The sequence below is a fragment of the Chitinophaga sp. LS1 genome, from assembly GCF_034274695.1.
Classification (GTDB): Bacteria; Bacteroidota; Bacteroidia; order Chitinophagales; family Chitinophagaceae; genus Chitinophaga.
Window position 1 is genome coordinate 6,648,011 of the sequence record NZ_CP128362.1, and the last position, 12,237, is coordinate 6,660,247.

Annotated in this window: 9 protein-coding genes; 1 reads left to right on the forward strand and 8 read right to left on the reverse strand. The window is 43.7% G+C overall.

Going from position 1 to position 12,237, the window contains the following annotated elements; translation table 11 throughout:
- Position 1: 1 nt before the first annotated feature.
- The 8 genes from QQL36_RS27305 to QQL36_RS27340 form a co-directional block, all read right to left on the reverse strand.
- A complete protein-coding gene (locus QQL36_RS27305) occupies positions 2-985 on the reverse strand; it encodes a hypothetical protein (protein ID WP_321567447.1) in 984 nt (327 codons plus the stop codon).
- A gap of 6 nt (positions 986-991) precedes the next feature.
- Complete coding sequence (locus QQL36_RS27310; RefSeq protein ID WP_321567448.1) at positions 992-2,713, reverse strand: galactosyltransferase-related protein; 1,722 nt, start codon at positions 2,711-2,713, stop codon at positions 992-994.
- Positions 2,710-3,573 (reverse strand): beta-1,6-N-acetylglucosaminyltransferase, encoded by an 864-nt coding sequence (locus QQL36_RS27315; RefSeq protein WP_321567449.1) that lies wholly within the window; start codon positions 3,571-3,573, stop codon positions 2,710-2,712. The genes QQL36_RS27310 and QQL36_RS27315 overlap by 4 nt, the downstream gene beginning before the upstream one ends.
- 5 nt (positions 3,574-3,578) lie before the next feature.
- A complete protein-coding gene (locus tag QQL36_RS27320) occupies positions 3,579-3,788 on the reverse strand; it encodes a hypothetical protein (RefSeq protein WP_321567450.1) in 210 nt (69 codons plus the stop codon).
- Positions 3,789-3,794: 6 nt separating this feature from the next.
- Positions 3,795-6,032: a peptidase domain-containing ABC transporter gene (locus tag QQL36_RS27325; protein ID WP_321567451.1), complete on the reverse strand. Its 2,238-nt coding sequence runs from the start codon at positions 6,030-6,032 to the stop codon at positions 3,795-3,797.
- Positions 6,033-6,045: 13 nt separating this feature from the next.
- A complete protein-coding gene (locus QQL36_RS27330; protein WP_321567452.1) occupies positions 6,046-7,401 on the reverse strand; it encodes a radical SAM/SPASM domain-containing protein in 1,356 nt (451 codons plus the stop codon).
- A gap of 56 nt (positions 7,402-7,457) precedes the next feature.
- Positions 7,458-7,628, reverse strand: a complete 171-nt coding sequence (locus QQL36_RS27335) for a hypothetical protein (protein WP_321567453.1) — start codon at positions 7,626-7,628, stop codon at positions 7,458-7,460.
- Positions 7,629-7,794: 166 nt separating this feature from the next.
- Entirely contained in the window at positions 7,795-10,251 is a 2,457-nt protein-coding gene (locus QQL36_RS27340; protein ID WP_321567454.1) for an outer membrane beta-barrel protein, read from the reverse strand.
- A gap of 476 nt (positions 10,252-10,727) precedes the next feature.
- Between QQL36_RS27340 and QQL36_RS27345 the strand changes: the two genes are divergently transcribed.
- A complete protein-coding gene (locus QQL36_RS27345; RefSeq protein WP_321567455.1) occupies positions 10,728-12,203 on the forward strand; it encodes a M28 family metallopeptidase in 1,476 nt (491 codons plus the stop codon).
- Positions 12,204-12,237: the final 34 nt, after the last annotated feature.

Genomic DNA, 12,237 nt, shown 5'->3' on the forward strand with positions numbered 1-12,237 from the left:
ATCATGACAATAAACCCTCCTCCCAATCCACAAAGCTTCCACTCACCCCCTCCAGCAGCACCATCCCTATCCCGGCTAAACCTCCCGACAACCCCAGATCCGGCATCCCTCTCCCTCTCTCCAGCTCCTGGCAAACACCTGTCTGCAACATTTGCCGGATATCTTCCGCCCCAGCTCCCAACAGCTTACAACTCAGCACCAGATCTTCCCATCGCACAATATTCTTCACAGCAGGTAGCTCCTCCAACACCATCTCCACTCCTGCCCTGCCCATTGCATCCCGCACCCTAAGTAAGGTTGTAAAATCAGTATGCACTAAGGTCCTGTATTCTGTCAGCCATGCAATTATCTCCGCCTCCATCTCACCTATTATAACCGGATAAATACCCAACTCTTTCACCCTGCTAATGAAATGTAATACTGCCGATAAACCTCTCATCTTATTCAACATCATCCTTGATTCTACCGGCGCATAATGCCTGTCAAACACCTTAAATATCCCTTCATCCATTTTCATCCTGATCTCATCTATCACTAATAGTAACCGCTCTGCTATCATCATCCTTGTAATGTCGGAACCCGTCTCTGCATATCTTTGCAGCAGATAATTTGTCATATCCAGCAACCCTCCCTGATCAAAAAGCCGGCTAAACCCAAATTGCAATTTGTCAAAAATCACCTTATCGACCTTTTCCAACATCTCATCCGTATTAATTCCAATGAGCTGCTGCTGCCCCAAATGCGAAATCAGCCAGCCAATACCCGGCACTGCCGATAAATGCGGATGTTTAATCTGCCTCACAAGATACCTATAGTTCTCTACGAGTAAATTCTGCGCCACCTCATAATATGGTTCACTCTCCACAACACGGGCATAATGAAACAGGAAAAGGGCCATGCCTGCCTGGCCATTTACAAGACTCATATCTTCTGTGAAGTCTTTTGCAGAACTAATCTTTTCCGCAATTTGATGTAGAACATTCATAAAAGGTCATAATTTTAATAACTGGTTCCAATACCTCACCTCTTTTTTCAACTCCTCTGCCGCCGAATTCACCACATCCATTTGATGTTGCATCAGCTCCTGGTAATCATCCTCCGAACGATAACCGGAATTATGCAATGTGACATGATCTATATGGTACAATGCTCCTTTTATCCGCACTGCCTTATAACCTAATACCGCCATCCGCCTAAGCCGCTCCTGGTCTTCAGGTCCCCATTTATAAAATCGCTCGTTTTCCATGCCACAGGCTATAAATGCTTCCCTGTCCAGCATCACGGCCCCGCCCACTGATTTAAATTGAGATGGCTTCAACTTTTGCAGGATCTTTAAATCCAGTTGTTGCTGGAATAGTTTTTTCAAATCCGGATCAGCTACAAATACTACATTGCCATCGAAAGGCAGAGATATTTTGCAATCACCGTTTCGTAACTGGTTGACGGCCGCCACTATCTGTGCAGGAGCCGCTACTACATCTACATCCCACAATGCGAGATACGGTGTAGTAACCATCCTGATCATTTCATTGTTGTACTTTGTCCGATGAAACCAGTGCGCGCTATCCTCCACAAATACATAGGTGGTATTTTCCGTCAATATACTTTTGTCCACCCGGGGTGCAACATCTGCTTCCAGCACGATAATAGTAGTCCGGAAATATTTATTCAGAAACTGAATTGACATCTTCAGGTTATCCTCCCTGTCACGGCTATCGATCCTGACCGGCAACAGAAAGGTCATATCACTTAAATCGATTCTCATCGCTGCTTCTGTTTCTCTCACTGCCAATACATATTGCCAGCTGCAATACGCTTTGCTGACATAATCAAAATTGACATGGTACGGTGGCAGTTGCTCAAAATCTCCTTTGAAGAAATGCTGATGTGCATGCTCTCTACCCAACCCGGCATTGTGAAAGATTTTTGTTTGCTCCCAGCACACCATCTCTTCCTTTGGCCAGCAAAAGGCCAGCTCTTCATGAATCCTCACGGGATAATGCAGGCGAAAGGCATTCCACAACACCGCCCACATATCCGCACACCAGGCTATGGGAGGCTGATAGAAACGCTGGCCTGTCTGCTCTTCGTACAACTGCGCATAACGCTCATTATGCATACTCAGGTGACGATACATTTTTACACAATCCGATTCTACCCTGTCCCAGAATTGATAGTTTACACCTTTCATCAGGTATTGGGCGCCGCCGGAATGTTCACTGTTCAACTCCACCAACGCCTGATCCATATCTATGGCCATACACATCTCCTGCAGCACAACACGTCCTGTACTGATCAGCCATTCAGCACTGATATAAGAACGGGTATCCGATACATACCAATTTGCATCATCAGCCCTGCACATGGATTCAAAATCGGGCAACTTACGGAATATGATATCCGGATCATGATAGAACACAGGTACACTACACTCTTCCGGATATGACTTAAAATGCTTTTTGATGATATGAGGTCTAAGCGAAGAAGGATATAACCGGTTAGTCCGGGTATCTTCGTACAAAAAGAATAAAGCATAATCACTGAATGCCAACAGCAACTCCGCGAATTTCGGTAGTAATCCTTTTTCAGGATCATACCCTACCAATACATGTATTTGTTCTTTGAGAATGCCGTGCTTTCTAAAATTAACCAACTGTACTTCCAGTTGCCACTTAAAATACAGCGTGTCCGGTTGTGCGGATAAAAATATCATGTCAACATTATTGATTGTTCAAGTTGATCGATCACTTCGCTATCTATGGCTGGAATAAATTTCCTCGCAAAAAGGCAACCACTGGCTTTCAGCAAAGGCAAATCATCCATGGTAAGTATTTTGGGCGATGCCGGACCTGTCACCCAGTCTATGTAACGGAGATTATTATTTATTACCTTTCTTTTGTAAGGGCTGTTCATGATAACAGTTGGTATCAGTATTTCATCGGCCAGTAATACTGTTCTGAAATAAGGATAGATCCAATCAAAGTTGTCGGTAAAGTAATCACAAAGGTATTCTAATACAGCAGAGGGCATTGTCCACCAGCAACTACCTCCATAGGGTTTCAACCCTGCGGGAAACGCTCTTCGTATGCCAGCCTCCTTTTGTTGCCACGCATATTCCTCCGCCGTATCTTTTCCTATGTCATCCACGGGCCATTCCAATTCGTATCTGTCTATTCCACCATTACTACCTGTCCATTTGGCGTAGGGTATTTCAAAATATTCAAGAAAGATAAGATCCTTGTTAGCCGCCACGAATGCACTGATTTCATCATTGCTCACAAGGGGAAAATCGGCACCACTGATCAAAAATACCTGATCGTATGTACCTGATGCCCTGCATTCACTCATGAGGGCCATAAATGCCAGTGTAAGATTAAAGCCGCCCCACGTAACCAGAAAACGATCTTCCAATATATGCACCCTGTCATTATCCTTCAGGGCTATCGATAAGTTGTATTCGATTTTTGCATCTATATGCACAAATATTTCTGTTTCAGGAGTGAGGATTTTTTCTATCAGCCTGGACAAATGATCAAAATCGCGATAAGCTGTGATGAGATAGGCAATTCGCATAGTGGTTATTTCTTTAAAAGATATTCCAATAGGGTTTGATTACCCGTTTTCTTCGCCGGGATTTTTATATGGGAAAACAGGATGAGGGCTATTACAAATACAAAAACGATGATCAGGTTAGACCAAAGAATGAGATGGGAAGGTGGCTTGCTCAATACTTCCTGCACTTCCCTGCTTCTTAATTCATACGTATTTCTTTTCCGGGTCTGTGGCATAATAAATTAGTTTCCTATTTCAAGCTGGTTCTTCACCAGTTCATAATAATATCCTCTTCGCTGTGTCAATGTCTGATGATCACCCTGCTCTACAATACGCCCTTGTTGCAGTACGATAATCTGATCTGCATTTTTTACAGTACTCAATCGATGAGCAATAATGACAACCGATTTCCCGCCGAAAAAGGCCTGCAGATTATTCATGATCTTTCGTTCATTAATCGCATCCAGACTGCTGGTCGCTTCGTCCATGAACAGGTAATCAGGGTCTTTGTATACTGCGCGGGCAATAAATATTCTTTGTCGCTGTCCGCCACTAATACCGGTACCATTATTGCCGATGCGGGTGACATAGCCCATGGGACAGCTCTCTATAAATGCTTTGATATTGGCGGTTTCCACGGCCAGCTGCATGCGGGTATGATCTATCTCTTCCCCATCTAATGCGATATTGTTGGCAATGGTGTCAGAAAAAATATATCCATCCTGCATAATAGTACCACACTTGCTGCGCCAGTATTTGGGTGACAAGGATGGTAAGGGTTGATCGCCTACCAGGATACGACCGTTTACCGGTTCGTAATAACCCAGTAACAGTTTCATAAGTGTCGTTTTTCCACTACCGCTATCGCCTACAATAGCAGTAATTTTACCTTTTGGTATGCGCAGACAGATATCCTTTAATACAAAAGGAGAATGAGGTCCTTCGTACTGAAAAGAAATATTATCCAATATGATATCTTCTTCTTGTGGGTGAAACAAGCCCTTCTCGTCAAGGTGTACGGCTGACAAGTCTTCTGTGATTTCGCCCTTTTTCTCTTCCTCTTCTCTGGAATGAATTTCATTCATTCTGTCCATACTGATCTTTGCATCCTGAGCAGCCTGAATAAATGCCACCAGTTGTTCCAGCGGGCCATTGGTCTGACCTATGATGAAGGATATACTTAGCAACACACCAAGGGATAATTCACCATTTAACACTGCACTGGCGGCTATAAATGAGATGAGGATATTCTTGAATTGGTTTAAGAACACATAGCCTGTCCGCTGGTACTGTGCCAGCGCCAGGCTTCGTATATTAAGCCTGAATACCTTTATCTGCAGGTACTCCCAGTTCCAACGTTTGGTCCGCTCACTGCCGTACAATTTGATCTCCTGCATGCCGGTAATCATTTCCACCAACTGATCCTGGTTCTCCTTATTCCGGCTAAAACGCTCATAGTCCAGTTCCTTACGTTTACGCTGAAACAACAGTATCCAGCTTACGCCAGCGATACTGAAGAAGAGGAAAACAAATAAAATCTGCGTGCTGTAAAAAGATAAAATCGTACTGAATACGACAATATTGATGAAAGAGAACAGGGTACTAAGCGTAACCCCAGTCAGGAAGGTCTCAATACGCTGATGATCATTGATACGTTGCAGAATATCACCCACTGCTTTCGAGTCAAAGAATTTGATAGGTAAGCGCATCAACTTGATCAGGAAATCGGAAATAATATTGAGGTTCAAACGGATGTTTACATGTAGCAGCAGCCAGTTTTGCAGGAGATCTATCACCAGACTACCCGTAAACAGGAAAAGCTGTGATAGCAGCAGCATGTAGATCAGGTGGATATTATGCCCCTGTATACCATAGTCAACAAGGAATTGTGTCAGCAGTGGAAAGGCCAGCGCAATCAAACTCGTGGCCAGCATACCTATAAACAATTGTATGATGAACCTTTTGTGAGGAGCCAGGTATCGTACCAGAAAACTTAGCCCCGGTTTTTGTACGACGGTTTGATGCTGGTAGAATTCAGTTGTAGGTTCCATCAGCAATGCCATCCCAAAATCGTCGGTCGTACTGATCCAGTTGTCTCTGAATGTTTTTTCATTTATAGTGACAACGCCATGTGCAGGATCGGCTATTTTGAAGCGTAGTTTCCTGCCAGGAAAGGTGCGGTAGACCTCATATAATACAATAAAGTGATCCTGGTTCCAATGCAGGACACAGGGCAGCGGACAATCTTCTGCCAGCTTCTCTAATGTAAGTTTTGCTCTCAGCGTACGAAAGCCGATCTTTTCTGCAGCAAAGCTCAGGTTGAGCAAACTCACCCCTTCCTTTCCTATGAAAGACAGCTCACGCATATATTCCAGGGAATACGCTTTGCCATAATGCCGGGCTATCATACACAGGCAGGTAGATCCACAATCGGAGGTATCTAATTGCCGCTGAAATACTATTTTTCTTTTTTTAAACACAGCATGTATTTTATTAAAGGGCTACTTCCTTTTGCTGACGACTTTGTATATACTCCAATACCAGCCGGTCTTCAATATTGAACTTGAACGATGGGCAGGCAGGGATGCCATGCTCCCAGTGAATAGGACAGCTACCTCCGCATACCGGCAATAACTTACAGTTTGCACACCAGGTCTTCCCTTCTTTCAAAGTAGTGTTCCATGCCCGCATAGGGGTTTTGCTCGTATCTTCAACAAAAGGTTGGTCCAGATGCCCTATCTCGTATGCCGTGTCTTTATACAGAGACGTATAAGGTACTTCCCAACAGGTAGATACATTTCCATAAGCATCGTATACTTCTGAGCCTTTTTTAACTGTACTACATACAATCTTAGACCGGCCGGGCAGGATCTCCGTATAAAATCCATGATGGATGAGCTTCATCATCCAGTCAATCTCTTCAGATGCAAAATCGCTCTTACTTACGCCGACAGTATCTCCTGCATTATTCTCGCCCCAGTTATGCACAGGTATCATATAAAACCCAACTTTCTTCTGCAATTGATAACTGGCCAGCAGTTGGATAAATTCATCAATGCCAGCTTCATTATTACGATCTACATTGCAACGCACCGTAATTCTCGCTTTACATTCTTCATAAAAGGGATCGTTGACGATATCCAGAATGTTCTTAAAGATCAGGTCAAAGGTGGGTTGTCCTTTTTTCGTATACCTGTTTTTATCGTGGTAAGCAGCCACACCATCCAGGGTAATCTGGAAATGCCGGATCTTCCATTGTGCAACCATCTCCCTGAAGATGGATGGCTTCAGACTCAATCCATTTGTAATCATATCAGCAGTATACCCCAATCCTAGCTTAGCTGTCAGCTCCATCAGGGGTTCACTCATCTCCCGAATTTGTTTCACTGCCATCAGTGGTTCTGCACCATACCAGGTAACAGACAATTTTTTAGCGCCTTCATTACGTAACTTATCCCCGATGCGTGCGATCATTTTTTGTTGCAGATCAACAGGCATATATTGATTGGTATGTTCCTGCCCACAGTAATGACACCCCAACTGGCACGAGGCGCCTGGCTGTATCACAATATCCAGCGTATGGTCCTGCTCCACAGCTTGCTGGTTATCCTGCAATATATAATCCAGCTCATCCTGATCTGCGGGTACAATAGCTTCGATAGTAGCCAGTTCGCTAAGTAAGGAAGGTGGCAGCTGATCCAGTTCATTCCGTTCCAGATATCCGTAATAAACATCTTTAATCATCAATACGCTGCCGGTGCGGGTGGCATAGAGGAGTCTTTTAGGAGCGGCATCGCTGTCATCAAGTATCCCTGTCTTTATGATATAGAAGGAACTCTTATATTCCATAAACTATGATTTTAGAAAATTCCAGGGCACTGATGGCCCTGGAAAAACAGAGGAAATTATTCAATCTCTTCACTTTTTTTAGTGCAATTCTTTGTGCAGCTATCTTCAAGCCTACGTGCACCACCGCGAATCAGGTAAGCATCAGCTTCATTCAGGGGAGTGATTGCTTTTTTGCTTTCTTCTTCGATTACCTGTTTCAGCAATTGCTGGAGATTTTTGTTGTTCATGGTTGTTGGGTTTTTAAATATAATGAGCAAATCGGCTTAAGTTTAACGTTGTTTAGCCATCATAGAACGCTACATATTAGACAATACATAGTCTGTACAGGATTGTTGACATTAGTGGCCACTGTCTGTCAAACAAGCTGTATTACCGGTAAGAAATTGTTTTTTGTTAATTAGCTCTTCGCTTCTCGTCTCCGTTAGTGTTGCGCTGTTTCAGGTCACGGGTTTTACCACCCAGTTTCCATGCCAGCGTGAGACGTAAGGATCGACTTCCGTAGTAAGTACTATACTGTTGTCGTATACCATTTGTCACACTCCCATAGCGTTCTCTGTTAGTCTTTAACAGGTCTTTCCCATTGAGGGCGATTGTTACTTTCTTTTTCCATAGGGATACTTTACAACCTGCATCCAGGCTATAATATGCCCCGACGTGATCTATCCCGTTTATCTCAGGAGCCTGGTACCAGATGGAGACGACGCTCTGGAAGGTACGGGCCTGGTTCCAGGAAATAGTCTGTTCAGAAGATATATACATGCTCCATCCACTCAGCCGTTTTTGGGTAGCAGCATTTGTGGATATGGTAGTATTTGAATAAACCTGCAGATAGGTATAATTTTCATACCACCGCCACGCACTAAAAGTGAGTGTCTCCTCGATGCCGTAACTATAGACGTTTAAAAAGTTGCGTTGTTCCATTGCAATGATATTCGTCACAGAATCGGGGATGCGTAACTGGTCAAATCCATTGTGCTTAATTTCTGCTGACAACTGGGAATTCAACAACTCTTTGTATTGATATCCCAGATGCAGCACGTGCAGGTACGATGGCTGCAGGAAGGGATTGCCTGCCGTATAATAGTATTTACTGGAATAAGATTTAAACGGATTGAGTGCTGCATAGTCCGGCCGGCCTATTCTTCTGCCATAAGAGAAGAACAGTTGTTGTTCTCCTTTAAGCTGATACATTAAATACGCTGTAGGAAACAGCCTGAAATAAGCATTCTCATTCCGTTGCTGATAGGTTTGAGAAATCCCTGTCGTCTGCGTAAATTCACCTCTTAATCCGGCCTGCAGGTTCCAGTGTCCCATGTGTTTACCTGCACTGAGGTACAATGCCTGTACCCTTTCCCTGTAGATAAAACTATCGCTCTTTGCAGCATCGAAAACAGGTGTACCTTTATAGAGGTTGTAGAAGGCGATTCTGCTGTCATTATTAATAAAAGACACCTTTGCTCCCATTTTGATTTCGAGCTGTTTTCCGGGCAGTTCAGCATCTACCTGTGCGGTATACACCTTCACCGTTTGAGGCGACTGATTCCTGGCTACCAATGAGTCACCTGTTGGGATACCTCCAGGCAGATAATTGTAACTATTCAGCTCCTGCACATTGCTTTTATGATAATAAAAGTAATCAGCACCTGCAGCTATTTTTTTGCCGGTTGAATCCAGCTTTTGTTCGAAATAAAGATCCAGGTCATGACTCTCCGGTTTGTTGGAATAACGATTGGCACTTTGTACCAGAGAATCAAGGTCTTTGGAATAAATGTTAGTTAGTGTGCCATCTTTTGTTGTTCTTTTTTGCAACGAAGTGGTGTACCTGATACCAGCTGTTTGATTCCTGTTGAAGTTATATTCCGCTGCCACTGTACCGGTCAGACTTTTGGTTACATAATCTGCTCCCCGTTCACTAAGCCATAGCTGGGAGGGATAATAAATAAAGCTTTCGCGGGTTTGGTAAGTCAGTTGTTTGCTTGCATTCAGCGTCGCCATCATGGAGAGTTTTTTATACGTATATCCCACACTCCCACCTAAGGTATAACCGGGAAATACCGCCTGTGCGTAGCTTCCCTGTATATTGCCGCTTATACCTGCTACTCTGTTTCTTTTGGTGACGATATTGATCAGTCCTCCTCCACCAGCGGCATCGTACATAGACGGTGGATTGGCAATCACTTCTATTCTGGCAATATCGGCAGATGAAATTGATTTCAATAAATTAGTAAGGTCTTCTCCTGACAACTGCAGGGTTCTTCCATTCAGCATAACCTTTGCACTGTTTCCTCCTGCCAGCATAATCCTGTTTTCTCCGGAAGTTCTCACTCCTGGTGCTTTCTGAACAGCATCCCAGGCCGATCCTCCTACCAATGAGATACTGTTATCAACATTGAAAATAACACGGTCTATTTTCCGCTCAATGAGAGGGGCTTTTCCGGTCACGACTACGGCATTCAGCTGTTTGGCTACACCAGTTTGCAATTGCACGGTTACACCATCCGGATGTGACAATGTAGCCGAATCCAGCAAGTATAAGCTATCCCTGTATTGTAGATGGGATACTTTAAGTAGCCAGGCATAACGGGGCGTTACTGCAAACTCATACCTACCATTCTTATCGGTCGTTCCTGTGGCTGACAGCACGGTATCTTTATACCTATACAATAGCAGGCTTGCATCAGCGATGGGTGTGTTGTACGCATCTAACACCGTTACTTGAATCGTAGGGACATAGGTATCTACAGTTTGGGCCGCGGCATAAGCTTGTAAGACCATCAACGCTGTTGAAAGGCAGACAAGTTTTATTATGCTGTTGCCAACCTGGAAGAACCTTCTATATTTAGCTTTCATCTAATAGCTTAGGTTATCCTTTCCAGGGTGATTATAGATAATGTGGGTGCTGGCTATTCAATGGCGAGGAATAACCTTTGTCGTTTTCTAAACTCTGTGAATTATTTGGGTTTAAATCTGGTGCTTCTTATTATCTAATGCGCTCAGTTGTTGTGTCATTTACAGGCTGGATGAAGATAACAATTTTACTAATAGCCAGATAATAATTTCAAGGTTTTTTCCCCAATTTTGGGATTCGATGGATGAATTAGGAAATTATAAGGATGGATAACTTTTTTTACAGGAATTCGCCGTGTACTTTAAAATCGAATAATTTACAGGACTCAATCTTAAAGAGATTTGCAGGTTTTTGAGAATACGAAAATTTTCTCCACAAATACCCGAATAAAAGGGCGCCGTACGAATTTTTGAGACGCTCCCTCTATTTTTATATTCCCTACCTTTGCCCGCAATAACTCATACACAACGATAACCATATGAGAAAAGATATTTTTCTATTTTCTTTTAGTACACTCCTGTGCTTTGCCGGTCAGGTAAATTCACAATCAAAAAAAGTACCCATTGAGGCTATTCAACAGGCAGAAATAAAACGCGACCTCTTTACCCTTGCCGATGATCACTTCAGAGGCCGTGAAGCAGGTACCCTCGATGAATTAAAAGCTTCCATGTGGGTAGCAGAACAAGCACGCAAAGCCGGCCTGGAACCCGCTGGTGACGATGGCACTTATTTCCAGTTTTATTCCTTATTACGCGAACGTGTAAATGATCACAGCACCGTAAAGATCGGAGACCGCACATTTTCTCTCTGGAAAGATATGATCATATGGGAACCAGGCTTTGCTTCAGTAGATGCTCCCATCGTATTTGTAAATGATCCCTTAACAGTGGATGAAGCTACAGTAAAGGGAAAGGTCGTAGCACTACAATTCACAGAACAGGATCTGACCGACCCACGCAAAATTATTCCATGGAGATACGTAACACTTGTCGTACAAAACTGTGTCAAAAAAATCGCAGCCAAAGGTGCAAAGGCAATTATATTTGTTTCAGATGACAGAGCGCAACAAGCCTGGGCCAGAGCCGTTCAGGACCGTATGCGTGGCACCTACCGAATTGAAGGCAGACCATCCAGACAATTATTAAACGGTATCCCTATTATTTGGATAGGCGCTGATGCCCTCGATCTCGTGCGTGTTCCAAATCAACAATTTCAGGCAAACATATATGCGGAAGCATTCACTTATCCATCTGTGAATGTAGTAGCGAAAGTGAAAGGTAGTGATCCCAAACTGGCCAATGAATATGTATTGTTCAGCGGTCACACAGACCATGATGGCGTACGCAACATTGAACCGGGAAAAGATTCTATCTTAAATGGAGCTGATGACAATGCAACCGCCTGCGTGGCACTGCTGGCCATCGGCCGTGCGTTTCACCAACAACCTGGTAAACGTAGTGCGCTGTTCGTATGGCATGGCGCAGAAGAACGTGGACTACTGGGTAGCTATTATTTCGCGGAACACCCTACTGTGCCACAGGAATCGCTGGTAGCTGTGCTGAATGCTGATATGATAGGCATGAATTCTCCTGACAGTGCAGGTTTACTGGGTATCACACCTCCACATCTGAACTCATCAGACCTGGCAAACATCGCATTGGCAGAAAATGCCAAAGGGCCAAAATTCAAACTGGATACTGAATGGGACAAGGCTTCCCATTTTGAAGGATTCTATTTCCGCAGTGACCATTTGCCATATGTGAGAAAGAATATTCCTGCGATTTTCTTCACCACGCTCACGCATCCGCGTTATCATACACCTGCTGATGAAGCTGCAACTATCAATATTGAGAAGCTGACGAAAATGACCCGCTGGATGTATGCAACAGGGTTTGGGGTAGCAAATGCGGCCAACAGACCGAAAATTGTAGATGGATTTAAGCTGGAAAAATAGATGCTAATATAGGAAAAGAGGCTGCTTCAATAGT